The 19,381-nt window shown below is 69.3% G+C and carries 13 protein-coding genes; 8 read left to right on the forward strand and 5 right to left on the reverse strand.

The window, feature by feature from the left end; genetic code table 11:
- Positions 1-216: 216 nt before the first annotated feature.
- The 4 genes from G6N34_RS17620 to G6N34_RS17635 all read left to right on the forward strand — a co-directional run bounded on the left by G6N34_RS17620 (position 217) and on the right by G6N34_RS17635 (position 4,540).
- Positions 217-777, forward strand: coding sequence for a hypothetical protein (locus G6N34_RS17620; RefSeq protein WP_085149060.1), 561 nt, complete (start codon positions 217-219; stop codon positions 775-777).
- Positions 774-2,099, forward strand: a complete 1,326-nt coding sequence (locus G6N34_RS17625; RefSeq protein WP_085149063.1) for a Dyp-type peroxidase — start codon at positions 774-776, stop codon at positions 2,097-2,099. The genes G6N34_RS17620 and G6N34_RS17625 overlap by 4 nt, the downstream gene beginning before the upstream one ends.
- Complete coding sequence (locus tag G6N34_RS17630; protein ID WP_085149067.1) at positions 2,096-3,112, forward strand: hypothetical protein; 1,017 nt, start codon at positions 2,096-2,098, stop codon at positions 3,110-3,112. Before G6N34_RS17625 ends, G6N34_RS17630 begins: the two co-directional genes overlap by 4 nt.
- Positions 3,113-3,232: 120 nt before the next feature.
- Positions 3,233-4,540, forward strand: a complete 1,308-nt coding sequence (locus tag G6N34_RS17635; protein WP_085149070.1) for an HNH endonuclease signature motif containing protein — start codon at positions 3,233-3,235, stop codon at positions 4,538-4,540.
- Between the two features lie 84 nt (positions 4,541-4,624).
- Here the strand turns inward: G6N34_RS17635 and G6N34_RS17640 are convergent, their stop codons facing one another.
- Positions 4,625-6,724: a winged helix-turn-helix domain-containing protein gene (locus tag G6N34_RS17640; RefSeq protein ID WP_085149073.1), complete on the reverse strand. Its 2,100-nt coding sequence runs from the start codon at positions 6,722-6,724 to the stop codon at positions 4,625-4,627.
- An 83-nt stretch (positions 6,725-6,807) separates the two neighbouring features.
- Between G6N34_RS17640 and G6N34_RS17645 the strand changes: the two genes are divergently transcribed.
- Genes G6N34_RS17645 through G6N34_RS17655 form a run of 3 tightly spaced genes read left to right on the forward strand, consistent with a single transcriptional unit; the run spans position 6,808 to position 12,801 of the window.
- Positions 6,808-11,355: an ATP-dependent helicase gene (locus G6N34_RS17645; protein WP_085150003.1), complete on the forward strand. Its 4,548-nt coding sequence runs from the start codon at positions 6,808-6,810 to the stop codon at positions 11,353-11,355.
- Complete coding sequence (nei2, locus tag G6N34_RS17650) at positions 11,355-12,107, forward strand: endonuclease VIII Nei2 (protein WP_085149076.1); 753 nt, start codon at positions 11,355-11,357, stop codon at positions 12,105-12,107. The genes G6N34_RS17645 and nei2 overlap by 1 nt, the downstream gene beginning before the upstream one ends.
- 37 nt (positions 12,108-12,144) lie before the next feature.
- Positions 12,145-12,801, forward strand: a complete 657-nt coding sequence (locus G6N34_RS17655; RefSeq protein WP_165763629.1) for a zf-HC2 domain-containing protein — start codon at positions 12,145-12,147, stop codon at positions 12,799-12,801.
- Between the two features lie 4 nt (positions 12,802-12,805).
- Here the strand turns inward: G6N34_RS17655 and G6N34_RS17660 are convergent, their stop codons facing one another.
- Together G6N34_RS17660 and G6N34_RS17665 are read right to left on the reverse strand one after the other, a co-directional pair.
- On the reverse strand, positions 12,806-13,384 hold the full coding sequence (locus tag G6N34_RS17660) for a DUF5134 domain-containing protein (RefSeq protein WP_085150005.1): 579 nt from the start codon (positions 13,382-13,384) through the stop codon (positions 12,806-12,808).
- Positions 13,381-14,769 (reverse strand): PepSY-associated TM helix domain-containing protein, encoded by a 1,389-nt coding sequence (locus G6N34_RS17665; RefSeq protein WP_234812733.1) that lies wholly within the window; start codon positions 14,767-14,769, stop codon positions 13,381-13,383. The genes G6N34_RS17660 and G6N34_RS17665 overlap by 4 nt, the downstream gene beginning before the upstream one ends.
- 141 nt (positions 14,770-14,910) lie before the next feature.
- Here G6N34_RS17665 and G6N34_RS17670 point away from each other — a divergent pair, with 141 nt between their 5' ends.
- Entirely contained in the window at positions 14,911-16,839 is a 1,929-nt protein-coding gene (locus tag G6N34_RS17670; RefSeq protein WP_085150007.1) for a cytochrome c oxidase assembly protein, read from the forward strand.
- A 28-nt stretch (positions 16,840-16,867) separates the two neighbouring features.
- Here the strand turns inward: G6N34_RS17670 and G6N34_RS17675 are convergent, their stop codons facing one another.
- Both G6N34_RS17675 and G6N34_RS17680 read right to left on the reverse strand, forming a co-directional pair.
- Positions 16,868-17,080 (reverse strand): heavy-metal-associated domain-containing protein, encoded by a 213-nt coding sequence (locus G6N34_RS17675; RefSeq protein ID WP_085149085.1) that lies wholly within the window; start codon positions 17,078-17,080, stop codon positions 16,868-16,870.
- Positions 17,077-19,338, reverse strand: a complete 2,262-nt coding sequence (locus G6N34_RS17680; protein WP_407663237.1) for a heavy metal translocating P-type ATPase — start codon at positions 19,336-19,338, stop codon at positions 17,077-17,079. The genes G6N34_RS17675 and G6N34_RS17680 overlap by 4 nt, the downstream gene beginning before the upstream one ends.
- Positions 19,339-19,381 lie beyond the last annotated feature (43 nt).

Below are 19,381 nucleotides of genomic sequence, written 5' to 3' on the forward strand. Positions count from 1 at the left end.
TCAACAGAACCGTCGCGCTTCTTCTCTTCATGGCGCAATCTCCCACCCGGCGCGACAACAGTGTCCGACGTCCAGGCCGAACATCTCTCGGCGCCTCAATTCTCCAGCGTATGCCCGCTGAGGCACCCCGCGCACCCATCCCCCGAATTGGGGGACGCCGAGGCCCGTCGGTCGGCCGTACCATCCGAGACATCGGCGACGAAACCTAGGAGACGGATGTCCGCAGACCCGCACACGTGGTCGCACCCCGCTGCGAAAGCCATTCCGCCCGAAGGCTATTTCGACCTTGAGAGAGGCCGGTACGGCCCGGTCTTCCCACGCACTCCCGCGTGCTACGGGTTCTCGATCATCGCCAAGGTGAAGGAGGGCCGCGAAGAGGTCGTGCGGGCCTACGGAAAGCAGATCGAAGAAGCAGTCGCAGCCACACCCGACGTCCTGGCACCCCTGCGACTGCACTACCTGCGCTGGGTGCTCTTCGACGTCGGATCCGGTCTGCACTTCCAGTACCAGGGAATCTTCGACACCGACTTCGACAAGTACACCGAGGACGCGGTCCAACTGTTCAGCCAGACCGGAATCACCACGGTCTTCACCAATCTCGAAGGCTTTCCGGAGGATTGGCAGACCAACCCGGAGGCGTTCATCGAGTTCGTCCGGGCTCACCAGTGCCCCAGCTTCCTGGAGTACGGCGAGTATCCCTACGTCACGGCCGACGAGATCAAGAAGGCCCTGCGCTTGAAGGCCGCGTTCTCCGACATGCTCGACCAGATGCAGTGAATCTCGAACTCGACGACATCCAGCACATCCTCTTGACCCGCACCCCGGCCATGACGGGCCGGTACGAGTTCCTGACGTTCGACACCGTGACGGGCGGCCGGCAATGGTTGTCCGAACTGCTGCCCACAGCGCAGTCAGCGGCCGAGGTCCGCGACACCATGGACGGCTCGAAACGCTGGATCACGTTGGCGTTCACCCATAACGGCCTGCGCGCGCTCGGTGTGCCCGAGCAGGATCTAGCCACCTTTCCCGACGAGTTTCGGGAGGGGATGGCCGCCCGCGCCGACATCCTCGGCGACACCGGAGCCAACGCACCCGAGCACTGGCTCGGCGGTCTGGCCGACGAGAATCTGCACGCCATCGCGATCCTGTTCGCGCGCGACGACGAGGAATACGCCAGGTGCATCGGCGAACACGACAAACTGTTGGCCCGCTGTCCCGGCGTGCGCAGCCTGTCGCACCTCGATCTCAACGCCAATCCCCCGTTCAACTACGCGCACGACCACTTCGGTTTCCGCGACCGGTTGTCCCAACCCGTCATCGCAGGCTCCGGGGAAGAGCCCACCCCGGGGTCTGGAGCGCCGCTGGCCGCCGGCGAGTTCATCCTCGGCTACCCCGACGAGGACGGCCCCGTGACCACCCTTCCCCAACCCGAGGTGCTCGCACGCAACGGCAGTTTCATGGCGTACCGCCGCTTGGAGGAGCACGTCGGCGCGTTCCGCGATCACCTGCGCGCCAACGCCGAGACCGCCCAGGAGCAGGAACTTCTGGCCGCCAAGTTCATGGGGCGATGGCGCAGTGGTGCGCCCCTGGTGCTGGCCCCCAACGCGGATGACCCGGAACTGGGCGCCGACCCCATGCGCAGCAACGACTTCAACTACGGCGAGATGGATCCATTGGGATACGCCTGCCCACTGGGGTCACATGCGCGTCGGCTCAACCCGCGCGACACCGCCCACAACATGAACCGGCGCAGAATGATTCGCCGAGGTGCGACGTACGGGCCGGCACTTCCCGACGATGCCCCCGACGACGGCGTCGACCGCGGCATCGCGGCCTTCATCATCTGCGCCAGCCTGGTTCGTCAGTTCGAGTTCGCCCAGAATGTGTGGATCAACGACAAGACGTTCCACGAACTCGGCAACGAGCACGATCCGATCTGCGGCACCCAGGACGGCACCCTGGACTTCACCATCCCGAAACGCCCGATCCGCAAGGTGCACAAGGGCATCCCCGCCTTCACCACGCTGCGCGGCGGCGCATACTTCTTCCTTCCGGGGTTGCGGGCGCTGCGCCACCTCGCCGACCCGGGGCAGCGATGACTCCCCGGCCCGCACGCACCTACAACCAGGACCACCACCTCCGCCTCCGCGACGGACACCGCCGCATCAGCATCTACTGGACCTGGAGTTATCCGTGGGAGGCACAACGGGATCCGGCGGCAATGACCAACCGGTTCTCCACCATGACCGAAGTGCGCAATGTCGTCTACCCGTCCTACGAAACGCCGGAGTTCGAGGCGGCCAACTTCCTGCAGGGCATTGCGGGCACCCTTGAACTCTTCCACCGTTCGACACTGAGCTTTCAGGACCTCGCAGGGTCCGTCACCGGTCATCCCGTGGCGGTCTTCCAGCGCGTGGACCAGGCCGGCTATCCGCAGCCGATCGACGAACGCATCCTCACCGACACCGACACCCTGATGGTGTTCGGCCTCGACCATCTGACGTCAGGACTGCAGGCCGGAACCGACGAGGTGGAGGCGCTCCAGGAGTGGCTGCGGCGCGACGGGACCTGCCTCGTTCTGGCCCCGCACCACGATGTGGGCTTCACCGACGACCTCGCGATGCGCCAGATCGAGTACGAACACCACGGTGACCGCCTGGTACCGCGTCAGCAGCGGTTCAGCAGCTTCACCAGGTCTTTGATGTCCGCGCTGAACGTGCCCGTGCACAACACCTGGGGGCTGCGGCCCGCGGTGACCGAGGGCACGAAAGACATCGCGCCACTGACAGTGTTCGGCGATCTCGACGGACTCGGGTTGCTCAACGACGTCCCGACGCTGAGTTTCCACCAGCACCTGCCGCACTACGAACTGACCGCGCCCGAAGGCGACCACCTCAGAGTTCTGGGCCGGCAACGCGTCGACCCGCACCGCCCTCATCCGTTCACCACCGCGGGCAACACCGAGTTCAACGCCGTCATCTGGCTGCCGCCGGGCGACGACCGCGCGGGTGACATCGTGCTGATCGACTCGACGCATTTCACGACGCTGTTCGGCGGCACGGACAGCCTGCGCAGCCTCTGGCGCAATCTGGCGACCTTCTCATTGGGTTGAGACCGCTGTGGCGGCGGGGATTTCGCGAGTTTCCCGCCCGCAGTGCGGTGTCAACGAGAGGCGTGCGGGTGTGCTCGCGCGCGGGCGTTTTTTGTCGGTGCCTGCTGGTTCACTGGGGTCATGTCGATCACGGCGTTTCCCGACGAGGCGGTTGAGCCGCCGTGCGGCGACCGTCTCGGGGTGTTGTTCGACGAATTGTCCGAGCTGGCGGGGCAGCGCAACGCGATCGACGGCCGCATCGTCGAGATCGCCGCGCGGATGGACGGGCTGTGGGGGGGGCACACGGGGTGTCGGTCGCTGGCAGGGTTGTTGGCGTGGCGGTTGGGCGCCTCCTTGGAGCACTCAAAGTCGATTGCCGCGATCGCCGAGCGGATCGAGGAGTTCCCCCGCTGCGTCGAGGCACTGCGCGAGGGCCAGTTGTCGCTGGATCAGGTCGGGGTGATCGCCCGCCGCGCCGGCGAGGGTTCTGACGAGCATTATCGGGCGTTCGCCACCAATGCTTCGGTGAGCCAGTTGAAGAAGGCGATCAAGCTGGAGCCGCGCCCGGACAAGGCTCCCAAGCCCGAACCCCAAGCTTCGGTGTCCAAGAGTGTGGGTGAGGACACCGTCACGTGGCGCATCACCCTGCCTGCGATCGAGTCGGCGAAGTTCGAGGCCGGACTGACCTCACACCATGAGGCCTTGATCGGTGAGTGGAAGCGTGATCACGACGCTGATGAGTCCGACACTGGGCACCATCGTGATGAGTTGCGTCGTCCACCGTTTCCGACGTTGCCCAACGCCTTCATGCGACTCGTCGAGGCCGGCTGGGATGCCGAGGCCACCGCGCGCCCGCAGGGGCATCGCACCACGGTGGTGCTGCATCTCGACGTCAAAGACAAGGTCGCCGCCCTGCACCTGGGGCCGGCGCTGTCTGCCGCTGATCGCCAGTTCCTGACCTGTGATGCCACCTGTGAGGTGTGGTTCGAACGTGACGGGCAGCCGATCGGGTCGGGGCGCACCACCCGCACGATCAGCCGGCGGTTGCGCCGCGCCCTGGAACATCGCCACCCCACCTGCGCGGTCCCCGGATGCGGGGCCACGAGGGGTCTGCATGCCCATCACATCCAGCATTGGGAGGACGGCGGTCTGACCGAGTTGGAGAACCTGGTGCTGCTGTGTCCGTATCACCACCGGATGCACCACAAGGGTGAAATCACTGTCCTGGGCCCGGCCAGCCGGTTGCGGGTGCTCGACTGCGACGGTGACGAACTCAGTCACGGCACCCTGGCGCGGCGACCGCACGGCCCCCCACCGCAGGCGCGGCCCTACCCCGGAACCTCCGGGGAACGCTGCGACTGGTGGTGGTACACCGCGTACCAACCCCCATCGCAGAACCAGATGCAGGACGCGACCGTCACCGTCCAACCCAAGGACGAATACCTGTAACTGATACGCCGCGAAACGGTTGCTGCGTAATGGTATTCGTCGGCGCTGCCCAGTAATGCAAGCCGGCGGTCGTGCGGCTGCGCACTACCCGGACAGCAGCCCGATCCGCCTCGCCTCGGCCACCGCGTCCCCGCGGGATGCGACGTCCAGCTTGCGGTAGATCGACGTCGCCTGACTCTTGACCGTCTCGCGGCCGAGGATGAGCTCATCGGCGATGCGCTGCAGCGACAGGTGCGTGGCCAGGCGCGGCAACAGGCGCAACTCCGCGGCCGTCAGGGGCCTGTGCTCGCCCTGCGAGGCCAGCGCACGCACGCGTTCGAGCCTGCGTCCCAGACCGACGGCGCCGGGTTCCCGACGCAGTGCACGCTGCCCCTCCTCAAGATGGCGCGTCGTGATCTCGCGGTCCTCGATCACCGCGCCCGTCCACGCCAGCAGACCGTGTCCAAGCAGCGCGGTGCGCGCCGCCAGGACGCCCAACCGGGCCAGCAGGCGCTCAGTGATCGCGATGGCGTCGCGGGCCGCGGGGACGTCGCCCACGCGCGCGGCGACGACGGCACTCGTGGCGTAGACCACGACCATCGGGACGGCGTCACCGAGATCGTGGGCATCGGCGATTCGTCGGGCGGCCACACTGCGTCGGACGCATCCGACGTCGTCGCCATCGGCGAGGTCGAGCAGTGCCAGGTGGGCCAGCGCGGCGGCCTGGAATCCCGGCAGGTCGGCCAGCGTGGGCAGGGCGGACTCCAACAGATCTCGGGCGACGTCACTGTGGCCCAGCATCGCCTCGGCCGCACCCTTCATCACGGTCGCCGCCCCCCACCACGGGCTCACGAGATCCTCGCAGGCGCTGCGCACGGTCTCGGCGTGCCGCAGCACAGCGTGCACACCCCCCACCCCGACGAGTGAACTCACCAGGGCCGCACCGACACTCACCGACGGCGTGCCGTCGGACATCGGCAGGCCTCGGTCGGCACGGATGGCCGACGCCAGTGAGCGCTGGATGAGTTCGGCGTCGCCGGTCAGGACTCCGAGCCACGCCGATGCGATCGCGGCGTCGGGGCATTCTGCCACGGTGCGGTCATCCAGAAGGCCGATGCGCCGCGCGAGAAGCGCTGTGTTCCCGTCGAATCCGAGTCGCACGGCATCACGACCCACGAGCGCCGCGGCGTGCACCCGGTCCTGCGCCGCCAGGGATTGACGCAACGCACCGTCGACGTCGCCCCGCTCCTCCAGGAAACGGCAGGCTCTGCTTGCGAGGTCGCGATACCGCACGGGATCGCGTGCCCGCAGGCTCGCACTGAGCAGTTCAGCCAGCAACGGATTCCAGCGGTACCAGGCGCGCTCGCGGTCCAAGGGGATCAACAGGTGGTGGCCCGAGGCCCGAACGGCCTCCAGCCGCCTGGCACTGTCGACGCGGTCGAGCACGTCATCCAACGCGGATGCGTTGAACCGCTCCAGGATTGACGAGTCGGTCATGAAGTCCACGGACTCGTCATCGAGCGGACCCAACACCTCCTCGGCCAGATAGTCCGCGATCAGCGAGTCGCATCCGGTGAGATTCACGGGATCCGCGCCAGCACGGGTCGCCAGCGCGGCCAGCGCGATTCCCGCGGGCCAGCCCTCACATCTGTCGAGGACCGTCGCGAGCATCGCCGCATCGCGCGGGCCCGCGACGCCGACAAAGGCCCCGGTCGCCTCCAGAACGGACATCGTCAGATCGTCGGCTCCGATGTCCACGATGGACCCCGCGATCCGACGCCGGGCCAGACGCAGCATGGGGGCCCCACGTCCGATCAGGACCACGGTCAATGACGGAGGGGGCGTGTCGACGAGCACCTGCAGTGCCGCGACGGCGCGGGCCGAGGTGATCCTGTGCACATCGTCGAACACCACGACCTGGGTTCCGGCCTTGGCCAGTGTCTCGACATGCCGAAGCAGAGGGACGGGGCCGTGGTCGAGGAAAGCGGCCTGGACCCACGCGAAGGGGCGGTCGTCGGCCTCATCCCACTGCGCCACCACGGTGGTCTTGCCGTAGCCCGGAGGGGCCATGACCACCGCCAGATCGCCGTCTCGGGCGGCCGACAGCTTCGCCAGCACCCCGGTCCTGCACACGCTTCCGCCGGACGTCCCCGGACGCCCGTCTGGGGCGGCCGCGATCCACGGCTGCCAACCCCCCGCCACCACAAAGGAATCGTATACACGCTGGTCGGGCGTCCGCCCGCGCAATCGAGGATCAATTTGTCGGACCGGACGGGCACCATGGTGTGGTGGCCCGCTCCCCCGACACGCTGTCCCGCTTCAGCACGCTGACGCGGGACTGGTTTGCGGGCACCTTCTCCGCACCCACCCCCGCACAGGCCCAGGCCTGGGACGCGATCGCCGACGGCCACAACACGCTGGTCATCGCCCCGACGGGGTCCGGCAAGACGCTCGCGGCGTTCCTGTGGGCCATCGACGAACTGGCCCGCCACCCCCGCGAGGGCGCACCCAAGACCAGGGTGCTCTACATCTCGCCGCTGAAGGCACTGGCGGTCGACGTCGAACGCAACCTGCGCACACCCCTGACGGGCATCGCGCGCATCGCCGAACGCAACGGCACCGAACCGCCCGCCATCAGCGTCGGGGTGCGGTCGGGCGACACTCCACCGAACCGCCGCCGGGAACTGCTCACGAAGCCGCCCGACATCCTCATCACGACGCCGGAGTCGTTGTTCCTGATGCTGACCTCCGCGGCCCGCGAGACGCTCAGTGACGTCCGCACCGTGATCATCGACGAGGTGCACGCCGTCGCCGCGACCAAACGCGGCGCGCACCTGGCGCTGTCCCTGGAACGCCTCGACGCGATGCTGGAGAAGCCCGCGCAGCGGATCGGCTTGTCGGCGACGGTCCGTCCTCCCGAAGAGGTCGCGCGGTTCCTGTCCGGCACGGCGTCGGCCACGCCGGCGATCGTCGCGCCGCCCGCGGCCAAGACGTTCGAACTCGCGGTGCAGGTGCCCGTACCGGACATGGCCAACCTCGAGGACAACAGCATCTGGCCCGCCGTGGAGGAGCGCATCGTCGACCTCATCGAGGCGCACAACTCGTCGATCGTGTTCACCAACTCCCGCCGACTGGCCGAACGGCTCACCGCGCGAATCAACGAGATCCATGCCGAACGCACGGGCGCCGAACTGGGTTCGCACAATCCGACGGTGGCCGGCGGCGCGCCCGCGCACATCATGGCCATCAGCGGGCAGACCTTCGGCGCCGCACCGGTGCTGGCACGTGCGCACCATGGTTCGGTGTCCAAGGAGGCTCGCGCCGAGGTCGAGGACGCACTCAAGAGCGGCCAACTCAAGGCCGTCGTCGCGACCTCGAGCCTCGAACTCGGGATCGACATGGGCGCAGTCGATCTGGTCATCCAGGTGGAGACGCCGCCGTCGGTGGCCAGCGGCCTGCAGCGGATCGGCCGCGCCGGCCACCAGGTCGGCGAGATCAGCCAGGGCGTCCTGTTCCCCAAACACCGCACCGACCTGATCGGGTGCGCGGTCACCGTGCAGCGCATGCTGGGCGGGCAGATCGAGACCATGCGGGTGCCCGCCAACCCTCTCGACGTGCTGGCTCAGCACACCGTCGCGGCGTGTGCGCTGGAACCGATCAGCGCCGACGCCTGGTTCGACACCGTGCGGCGCTCGGCCCCGTTCGCGGCCCTGCCGCGCAGCGCCTTCGAAGCCACCCTGGACCTGCTCAGCGGCAAGTATCCGTCAACGGACTTCGCCGAACTTCGACCGCGCATCGTCTACGACCGCGACACCGGAACCCTGACGGCCCGTCCCGGCGCCCAGCGCCTGGCGGTCACCTCGGGCGGCGCGATCCCCGACCGCGGCCTGTTCACGGTGTACCTGGCCAGCAGCGCGGACTCCGAGAAACCCTCGCGCGTCGGTGAACTCGACGAGGAGATGGTCTACGAGTCCCGTCCGGGCGATGTGATCTCGCTGGGCGCCACCAGTTGGCGCATCACCGAGATCACTCACGACCGGGTGCTCGTGATCCCGGCACCAGGGGAACCGGCGCGGTTGCCGTTCTGGCGCGGCGACGGGGTGGGCAGGCCCGTCGAACTCGGCGCCGCCATTGGGGCCTTCACCGGAGAGCTTGCGGGCCTGGATCGCGGCGCGTTCGACGAACGCTGCCACACAGTCGGTTTCGACGCGTACGCGACCGACAACCTGTGGCAGCTGCTCGACGAGCAGCGCACCGCCACGTCCGTGGTGCCGTCGGACACCACGCTGGTGGTGGAGCGGTTCCGTGACGAACTCGGTGACTGGCGCATCATCCTGCACTCGCCGTACGGCCTCCGGGTGCACGGCCCGTTGGCGCTCGCGGTCGGCAAACGGTTGTACGACCGTTACGGCATCGACGAGAAGCCGACGGCATCCGACGACGGCATCATCGTGCGGCTTCCCGACACCGATGACGTCGCGCCCGGCGCCGACATCTTCGTCTTCGACGCCGACGAGATCGAACCCGTGGTGACGGCGGAGGTCGGCGGGTCGGCGCTGTTCGCCTCCCGCTTCCGGGAGTGCGCCGCGCGGGCCCTGCTGCTGCCCCGTCGGCATCCCGGCAAGCGCTCGCCGCTGTGGCACCAACGTCAGCGCGCCGCACAGCTTCTCGACATCGCGCGTCATCATCCCGACTTCCCCATCGTGTTGGAAGCGGTCCGGGAATGCCTGCAGGACGTCTACGACGTGCCGATGCTGACCGACCTGATGAACCGCATCGCGCAGCGGCGGGTGCGGTTGGTGGAGGTCGAGACCACCACGCCCTCACCGTTCGCGGCCTCGCTGCTGTTCGGCTACGTCGGTGCGTTCATGTACGAGGGCGACAGCCCGCTCGCCGAGAGGCGGGCCGCCGCACTGGCATTGGATCCCACGCTGCTCGCCGAACTGCTGGGCCGCATCGAACTGCGGGAACTGCTCGACGCTGACGTCATCAGCTCGACCACCCGCCAACTGCAGCACCTCACGCCCGAGCGCCAAGCCCGCGACGCCGAGGCCGTCGCAGACCTGCTGCGCCTGTTGGGCCCGCTGACCGCCACCGAGATCGCCGAACGGTCGACGGCCGCAGACGTGGGCGGGTGGCTCGAAGGGCTTCGCGCGGCGCGGCGCGTCCACACCGTCTCCTATGCGGGTGAGCACTGGTGGGTTGCGGTGGAGGACGTCGCCCGTCTGCGGGACGGTGTCGGCGTGGCGGTGCCGGTCGGCGTGCCGATCGCACTCCTGGATCCCGTCGTGGACCCGCTGGGTGAACTGCTCGGGCGCTACGCCCGCACCCGGGGGCCGTTCACCACCGCAGAGGCGGCCGTCCGGTTCGGCCTCGGAGTCCGGGTCGCCGCCGACGTGCTCGGTCGCCTGGCCATCGACGGCAAGCTCATCCGCGGCGAATTCACCGATGTGCCCACCGATGTCGCCGGTGGCGAGCAGTGGTGCGACGCCGAGGTGCTGCGAATCCTGCGCCGCCGGTCTCTGGCGGCGCTGCGAGCGCAGATCGAACCGGTCAGCACCGCGGCGTACGCCAGATTCCTTCCGGCGTGGCAGATGGTGGGCACCGACAGTGTGTCGGGCACCGACGGCCTTGCCGCGGTGATCGACCAACTGGCGGGTGTGCCATTGCCCGCCTCCGCGGTGGAGCCGTTGATCTTCGGTCAGCGGGTGCGGGACTACCAACCGGCCATGCTCGACGAACTTCTGGCCTCCGGCGAGGTGCTGTGGTCGGGTGCCGGCGCACTGGCCACGTCCGACGGGTGGGTGGCATTCCACACCGCCGACACCGCCCCGCTGACGCTGACACCGCCCAGTGAACTCGACTTCACCGACACGCATCGCGCCCTGCTCGACGCACTGCACGGGGGCGGCGCCTACTTCTTCCGCCAGTTGTCGGTCGACGGGGTCAGCGCCTCAGATCTCAAAGACGCTCTGTGGCAGTTGATCTGGGCAGGTCATGTCACGGGCGACACGTTCGCTCCGGTGCGTGCGATGCTCACCGGCGAGCGAAGGCCCGGCACTCGAAGGCCCAGCGCACCCGCACACCGGCACCGGCGCGCACCGCGGCTGAGCCGCTACAGCATCGCCCACGGGCAGGCCCGCGACGTCGACCCCACGGTCGCCGGGCGGTGGTCGGCCCTGCCTGAGGCTGAACTGGACACCACGGTGCGCGCCCACTTCCAGGCCGATCTTCTGCTGGGCCGGCACGGAGTGCTGACCAAGGGGGCCGCGACCGCCGAGAATGTCCCGGGCGGCTTCGCGATGCTCTACAAAGTCCTGACCGCGGCCGAGGACGCGGGCCGATGCCAGCGCGGATATTTCGTCGAATCACTGGGTGGTGCGCAGTTTGCGACGGCCACCACGGTCGATCGCCTCCGCAGTTATGCCGACAGCATCGACGAGGAGCATCGCGTTGGCACCGCGGTCGTGCTGGCCGCCACCGATCCGGCCAACCCGTACGGCGCGGCGCTGCCCTGGCCGGCGCGGGCGTCCGACACCGACTCGGCGCATCGGCCGGGACGCAAGGCCGGCGCACTTGTCGTGCTCGTCGACGGCGCGTTGACCTGGTTCGTCGAGCGCGGCGGACGGTCACTGCTGGGCTTCACCACCGACCCCGGCGTGCATCACGCCGCAGCAGCAGCGCTGGCCGATCTGGTGCAGACCCGCCGCGTGCCGGGCCTGCTGGTGGAACGCATCGACGGCGTCAACGTCCTGGAGGACCGCGGGTCGCCGGCCGCCGCGGCCCTGGTCTCGGCGGGATTCTCGCGCACCCCTCGTGGTCTCCGGTTGCGCTGATGCCCGAAGGCGACACCGTGTTCCGCGCCGCGGCGCAACTGCGCGAGGCGCTGGTCGGCAAGACTCTGACCCGCTGCGATGTCCGGGTGCCGCGCTTCGCCGCGGCCGACCTCACCGGCGAGACGGTCGACGAGGTGCTCTGCCGCGGCAAGCATCTGTTCATCAGGGTGGGCGCAGCCAGCATCCACTCGCATCTGTTGATGGACGGCAGTTGGCAGATCGGCCCGCGCACACGTGTCGATCACCGGGCCCGCATCGTGCTGGAGACCGCCGACACCCGCGCCGTCGGCGTCGACCTGGGGGTGTTGGAGGTGCTCGACCGCACAGGAGACCTCGACGCGGTGGCCCATCTGGGTCCCGATCTGCTGGCCGACGACTGGTCCCCCGAACAGGCATGCGCCAACCTCACCGCGGACCCGGCACGCCCATTGGCGCAGGCACTGCTGGACCAGCGGGTGATGGCCGGCATCGGCAACGTCTACGCCAACGAGCTGTGCTTCCTGTTCGGTCTGCGGCCCAGCACCCCGGTGAGTGAGCTGACCAAGCCGCGCCGACTGGTGGATCAGGCCCGAAAGATGCTCATGCTCAACCGCATGCGCGTCAACCGCACCACCACGGGTGACACGCACCACGGGCGGGACCTGTGGGTGTACGGCCGAGTGACCAAACCGTGCCGGCGTTGCGGGTCGCTGATCGAGACCGACCGCGGCGGCGAGCGCGTCACCTACTGGTGTCCTTCCTGTCAACGCTGAGCCGCGAGTGCGGGACAATGAGGGCGTGGAGTGTCAGGTGGCCAGGGAGGCGCTGTCGGCCCGCATCGACGGTGAGCGCGAGCCTGTGCCTTCGCTGCGGGTGGACGAACACCTGCGCTCATGCCCTGACTGCCGCGCCTGGTTTGACCAAGCCCAGCAGATGAACAGCCTGGTCGGGTCGCTGCTCGACTCCGAACCCGCCCGTCGCCTGCAGGAGCAGGCCGCCGTGCCGACCCCGCCGTCTCGTTACCGGCGCGCGCTGCGCTGGGCGCTGGGCATCGCCGGCGCGGTGCAACTGGCGCTCGCGCTGGGGCAGGCCTTCGGACTGGACTTCGGCATGCTGTCCACCACACACCACGGCACTGCTCACGCGGCGCACCTGCTCAACGAGTCCACCGCGTGGTCGGCGGCCACGGGTGCGGTGGCCATCGCCGCGGCGGTGCGCCCGCGCCTGGCACCAGGACTGGCGTGCGTGCTCAGCGTGTACGTCGCACTGCTGACCTATTACGTGATCATCGACGACGCCATCGGCCAGGTGACGGTGGCCCGCATCGTCAGCCACCTGCCCGTCGCGCTGGCCGCGGTGTTCGCGCTGCTGGTGTGGCGCCAACCCGAGGTGCGCGACACTCCCCCGGGCGCGGCCGCCGAGGGTGGGCACCTGAAGCTGCTGCGCTCCGACGACCCCGCCGCCTGAGCCGCTACAGCATCACTCCAAACATGATCGCCATACCGGCGGCGATCATCGCCTGACACAGAATCCCGAAGTGCACAAAGGACATTCGCCCCGGCGTGCGCTGCCGGCTGGCGAAGTACCCGTACGTCCAGCCCACGGCGGCCACCGCGAACCCCAGCGTCCAGAACCAGTTGATGGCCGCGATCCACGTCGGGTAGGTGTGCGCGTGCTCGTGGTGGGCGTGCTGGGCCGCCTGCCCCGGCAGGATGCTGCCGTTCATGACGGCGTACATCCACGCCATCGCCAGCATCATCACGGCGTGATAGGCGTTGACCAGGCGCGCCCACGATCCGCCGGACCGCAGCACGACGGTGAGAAACCACGCCGCGGCGGCCGCGAAGAACACCATCGGCCCCGTGGTCGGCAGTTCCGCACCGCGCGGCCAGGCCATGACGGCCATCGCGACCGCCATCACCAGGTGCAGGCTGTGCCCCACCACCGCGGCGGGACGGCGGTGGCTGATGGCGACGGCGTACCCGCATTCGAGTGCACTGAGGCTGAACAGGATGGTCACCACCCAGCGCAGCGAAAGGTCGGCGATCACCGCCGCGCCGTTTCGGCTCGACGACCCCGCCACCATCCGAGCGCGACGTCCACGGCCACGAACGCCGCCAACGAGAGGCCGAAGAGCGGTGCGAACCAGCCCACGGCCGCGAGCACCGCGACCACGATCACGGCCTCATGCGGTCGAAGCGAACCCAACGCGCCACGGCGTGGGCCGGTGGGCGGCCCACCGCGGACGGGCCTGCGCCGCCACCACATTCGGTAGCCGAGCACGATCATCACGATCAGGGCCAGCGCCACCAGGGCCAGCACGATCTGGTTGACCAGACCGAACAGCACGCCCATATGCGCGTCGATGGCCCAGTCGGTCAGTTTGGCCAGGGTCGGCCACGACGCGAAGTCGACGCGGTCGGTGATGGCGCCGGTCGCCGGATCCACGACGACGGCGTCGGCCCGGGTGGGCCAGTCGCGCTTACGCTCGGCGACCTTCCAGCCCTCTTCGAGGGTGCTCGGCGGATACAGCCACATCGGGTCACGCAGGCCGGCATCGTGCGCCGCGCGCAGGACGGTGTCGACGCCCGCGAGTGCCTGGGTCTCGGTCAACTCGGTCCCCTCGGCCGCCGCGGGCGCGGCGCCGTGGTGGCCGGCGTGAACGGGCGCGGGCGATCCGCTCAGCGCCGTGTCCACCGCCGGCGCCCGGGTGTGCAGGGCCCCCTGGATGGCGTCGATCGACTCGCCGGCGTGCTTGGACCAGGTCATCCCGGTGATCGCCAGGCCGAGCAGTCCGACGATCACCCACGTGCCCAACGCGCCGTGCCAGGACAGCAGGCGTCGGCGTCCGGTGGTCCCGCGGTCGGGCAGCAGCGCTCGGCGGAGGCGTCCGGTGCCGGCGCGATGGCCGATCCACAACACCAGGCCGGCCAGCGCGACCACCCACAGCCAACTGGCGGCCAGTTCGGAGTAGTTGCGCCCCAGCGCCCCGAGGTGAAGGTTGCGGTGGAACTCGTCGAACCAGGCCCGCACCGGCATCCACTCGCCGTAGGTGGTCAGCGCCCCACGCACCTGGCCGGTGTAGGGGTCGACGAAGATCGTGCGGCCGTAGTCGGGCGCCACGTCGTCGACCGCGAGGGTGACTCGCGTGGTCTCCTCGGGCGTGGCCGGCGGCCGGACGCTCTCGACGGTGCCCTCGGGGTGCGCGGCGCGGGCCGCGGCGATCTGGTCGGACAGCGGCAGCGTCGTCTCCCCGACCACCTCGACGAGGCGCTGGTCGCGCGTCAGTGCCTTGTCGAGTTCCGGAACCAGGGCGTACAGCAGTCCGGTGACGGCGGCGATCAGGATGAACGGGCCGACGAACACTCCGGCGTAGAAGTGCAGTCGGACCAGAAGGGGACGAATCCGCGCCCATGCGGTGTCGGGCGCGCTCACGGTCGCGACGGCGTCTGCCGGCTCAACTGTCGGGGTTTGGCTCACGTCGATTGGTCGGGGCGCCGCGGGCAGAAGTTCCCGCCGATTCTCCTGACTACGACAGGCAGTCGTAGACTTCTGGTGGTCAGCGGGAAGGCAACGATGACAGACGACTCACACCCCCGAGCGGTGGTGCTCGCCGGCACCGCGGCGGTGGCATTGGCTGTGGCCCTGTACGGCACGGCCTCGGGCGTCGAGCGTTTCGTCGCCACCGGGACGCCGTCTCCGGGCACCGCCACCAACCTCGCCACATTCGTCGGCTTCTTCCTGATCACGTTGGCCGCGACGGTCACCCTCGGCGCGCTCGCGCACATCGTGACCACCGCGACGCCCGACGACGAAGGTCGAATCGATCCCGCGACGTTCCGCGTGCATCTGCTCATCGAACGCCTCGCGCCGGTGTGGGCGCTCGGTGCGGCGGTGATGGCGATCCTCACCGGCGCCTCCGCCGCGGGCGCGCCCGTCACCCGTCTGGTGACCAGCGCCGCGATGTTCGACGCGATCGCGGCCTCCGAGCAGGCCCGCGGCTGGTGCGCGGCAACGCTTTTCGCCGTCATCGTGGCGGTCGGTGTCCGGTTCACGGTGCGATGGCTGGGACATGCCGTACTGATGCTGCTCGCCGTACTCGGCGTTCTGGCCGTCGCGGTGACGGGCAATCCCGGACAGGGGCCCGACCATGACGTCGCCACCAGCGCGGTGATCGTCTTCGCCGTCGCGGCAGCGGTGCTCATCGGCGGGAAGACCGCGGCGCTCATCAGCCCGCCGCCGCACGATCTGCGCCGCCGCGTGCTGCTCATCCACGCCACGGCCGCCGCGGTGACGTTGGTGTTCGGCGTCGTGCTGGCGGCGGTGTTCGTGCCCGCCACGGCACTGCTCAGCACGTTGTACGGCCGGGTGACACTGGGCACCGCGGCGCTGCTGACGGCGATCCTGATCGCCGACGTGGCCCAGGTGCGGGGATGGACCCGGACGTGGCTGCCCGCGGCCAGCACGGTCGCGGCGATCGGCGTCGTCGGCGGATTCTGCGCGCTGGCCGTCGACGCGCCACCCCGCTTTCTCGGGCATGAGTTCACGGTGTGGGACGTGTTTCTCGGCTACGAACTGCCCGACGGGCCCTCGCTTGCCAACCTCGTGACGGTGTGGCGGTTCGATCCGCTGCTGGGCACGGCCGCAGTGGTACTCGCCGCCGCCTACCTCTACGGTGTGCGTCATCTGAAGCGCCGTGACGACAGTTGGCCCGTGGGCCGCACCGTGGCATGGGTTTCGGGATGCGCGGCCCTGCTGATCGCCACGAGTTCGGGCGTGCGGGCCTACGGGTCGGCGATGTTCTCGGTGCACATGGGCGAGCACATGGCGCTCAACATGTTCGTCCCGGTGCTGCTGGTGCTGGGTGCGCCCGTGACGCTGGCGCTGCGAGTGCTGCCTCCGGCGGGCGCGGGCGGCAGGCCGGGGCCGCGGGAATGGGTGGTGTGGTTCGTGCACTCCCCCGTCACACGATTCCTGTCGCACCCGATCACGGCCTTCAGCCTGTTCGTCGGCTCGCTCTACGCGGTGTACTTCACGCCGCTGTTCGACACGTTGATCCGGTACCACTGGGGCCACGAGTTCATGAGCGTGCATTTCCTGCTCACGGGCTACCTGTTCTACTGGGCCATCATCGGCGTGGATCCGGGCCCGAGTCGGCTTCCGTTCCTGGGCCGGCTGGGCCTTCTGTTCGCGGTGATGCCGTTCCATGCGTTCTTCGGCATCGCGACCATGACCATGTCGACCAACCTCGGCGACTACTTCTACCGGGGCCTCCAACTGCCCTGGTTGCCAGACCTTTCCGATGACCAGCACCTGGGCGGTGCGATCGCCTGGGGGTCAAGCGAGTTGCCGGTGATCATCGTGGTGGTGGCGCTGGTGGCACAGTGGGCCCGTCAGGACCGCCGGGACGGCGAACGCAAGGACCGGCACAGCGACAGCGGGTACGACGACGACCTCGACGCCTACAACGCGATGCTCGCCGAACTCCAGCAGAAGCGCAGCTGATCCGCTGCCCGGGATTTCGCCGGACCTGCTAGCCGACCAGGGCGTAATCACCCTCGTCGCGCAGCGCCGCGGCGACGTCGTCGACGTTGAGCGGGTTCTGCGCCTGCACGGTCACCACCGACGGTTCACCGAGTTCGACCTCGACGCCGCTGACGTCCGGCAGGGCGCCGAGCGCGTCCTTCACCGCCCCGACACAGCTCTTGCAATGCAGTCCGTCGACATGGAAAACCTGCTGGGTCATCGTTGTCCCTTCTGGTCAAAGTTGCGCAGCCGCAGGCTGTTCGACACCACGAGGAACGAGGAGAACGCCATCGCGGCGCCCGCAATCAGCGGGTTGAGCATACCGGCGGCGGCGATCGGAATGGCCGCCACGTTGTAGCCGAACGCCCACACCATGTTGGTCCGGATGGTCCGCATGGTGGCGCGGGCCAGTCCCAGAGCGGTGGGCACGGAGTCGAGGTTGTCCCGCACCAGGATGATGTCGGCCGCCCCGATCGCCACGTCGGTGCCACGACCGATCGCCAGGCCGAGATCGGCGCCCGCCAGTGCGGGTCCGTCATTGATGCCGTCGCCGACCATCGCGACCACCCGGCCCTGCTCCCGCAGGCGCGCGATCACCTCGACCTTGCCTTCGGGCAGCACCTCGGCGATCACCTCGTCGATGCCGACGGCCGTCGCGATCGCGTCGGCGGTCGCGGCGTTGTCCCCCGTCAGCAGCACTGTCCGCAGGCCTTCGCGCTGCAGTGCGGCCACGGCGTCGGCGGCCGAGTCCTTGACCGCATCGGCGATCGTGACCACGCCGCACACCGCATCGTCGACGGCGACGAAGACGACGGACTCGGCGCGGGCCTCACCCGCCCTGCGGGCCGCGGCGAGGCTCGCAGGCACCACTCGCCCGCGCGACACCCACGACGGCCGTCCGACTGTGACGACATGACCGGCCACCTCGGCGGTCACACCGCTGCCCGCCACGGCGCGGAAGTCCTGCGCCTCCCACAGATCTGCGGCCGGCACCGCGGACACGATCGCCTTGCCCAGTGGATGCTCGGAACCAGCCTCGGCGGCGGCGGCGCGACGCAGCACCTCGTCGGCCTCCCACTCGGGTGCGACGATGACGCCCGTGACCGTCGGGCGTCCCGTGGTCAGCGTTCCGGTCTTGTCGAACACCACGGTGTCCACCGCCCGAATGGCCTCCAGGGCGCGGTGGCCCTTGAGGAAGATGCCCAACTGCGCGCCCCGTCCGGAGGCCACCATCATCGCCGTCGGCGTCGCCAACCCCAGGGCGCACGGACAGGCGATCACCACAACGGCAAGCGCGGCCGCGACAGCCCGGTCGAGGTCACCGGTGATGGTCAGCCAGGCCGCGGCGGTCAGCACCGCGATCACCAGGACGGCGGGTACGAACACCGCCGCGATGCGGTCCGCGATGCGCTGGGCGTCGGCCTTCTCGGCCTGCGCCTCCTCCACCAGTCGCACCATGCCGGCGAACCGGGTGTCCTCGCCGACGGCGGCGGCCTCCACGAGCAGTCGGCCGTCGAGCACGACGGTGCCGCCCACGACGCTGGCTCCGGGACTGGCGTCGACGGGCTTGGACTCCCCGGTCATGGCACTGACGTCGACGGCGGCCTGGCCCTCGATGACCAGGCCGTCGGCCGCGATCGCCTCTCCGGGTCGGACGACGAAGCGCTGGCCCTCCTTGAGTTCGGTCGCCGGGATCACCATCTCGCCGCCGTCGGGCAGCTGCACGGTGGCGGTCTTGGCGCTCAAGGCCGCCAGGGCCCGCAGCGCTCCGCCGGCCTTCGACTTGGCGCGCGCCTCGAAGTAGCGGCCCGCGAGCACGAACACCGTCACACCCGCGGCGACTTCGAGGTAGATCGCGTCACTGTGGGTGAGCGCCTGCCAGATGCCGTCGGCCTGTCGGGTGGCGGACGCGGTGAAGAACGCGGTGTAGATCGACCATCCGGTCGCCGCTGTGACACCGATCGAGATCAGTGTCTCCATCGAGGCGGTGCCGTGACGAAGATTACGCAGGGCGACGCGGTGGAACGGCCACGCCGCCCACGTCACGATCGGTGCGGCCAGCGCTGTCAGCACCCATTCCCACCCCGTGAATCGCGTCGACGGCACCACCGCGAACATCACCGACAGGTCGGCCAGGGGGATGAACAGAATCGCGGCGACCACCAGGCGGCGCAGCAGGCTTCGGGCGGTTCGAGCGTCCGGATCAATGCCCTCGCTGGGCCGATCGACGCGGGGTTCGGCCTGGTAGCCGGCCTTTTCGACGACGGCGCACAGATCGTCCACCGCAACGTCGGCGGCGGCGTCGATGGTGGCCACGCGGGTGGCGAAGTTCACCGAGGCGCGCACACCGTCGAGCCTGTTCAGCTTGTTCTGCACGCGCGCGGCGCACGCCCCGCAGGTCATTCCGCTCACGTCGAGCTGCACCCGGCGGGTCTGCGTGGCCACGCTGTCGGACACGACTGTTGTCGTCAAAACCAATCCTCGATCACTGCTGGCGACTCGTGCCGCTCACATCAGTAGT

The organism is Mycolicibacterium confluentis (assembly GCF_010729895.1).
GTDB lineage: Bacteria > Actinomycetota > Actinomycetes > Mycobacteriales > Mycobacteriaceae > Mycobacterium > Mycobacterium confluentis.

Coding starts and splice junctions, on each gene's coding strand:
- nei2 (WP_085149076.1), top strand. CDS start 11,355: ATGCCCGAAGGCGACACCGTGTTCCGCGCCGCGGCGCAACTGCGCGAG.
- G6N34_RS17620 (WP_085149060.1), top strand. CDS start 217: ATGTCCGCAGACCCGCACACGTGGTCGCACCCCGCTGCGAAAGCCATT.
- G6N34_RS17675 (WP_085149085.1), bottom strand. CDS start 17,080: ATGACCCAGCAGGTTTTCCATGTCGACGGACTGCATTGCAAGAGCTGT.
- G6N34_RS17630 (WP_085149067.1), top strand. CDS start 2,096: ATGACTCCCCGGCCCGCACGCACCTACAACCAGGACCACCACCTCCGC.
- G6N34_RS17635 (WP_085149070.1), top strand. CDS start 3,233: ATGTCGATCACGGCGTTTCCCGACGAGGCGGTTGAGCCGCCGTGCGGC.
- G6N34_RS17670 (WP_085150007.1), top strand. CDS start 14,911: ATGACAGACGACTCACACCCCCGAGCGGTGGTGCTCGCCGGCACCGCG.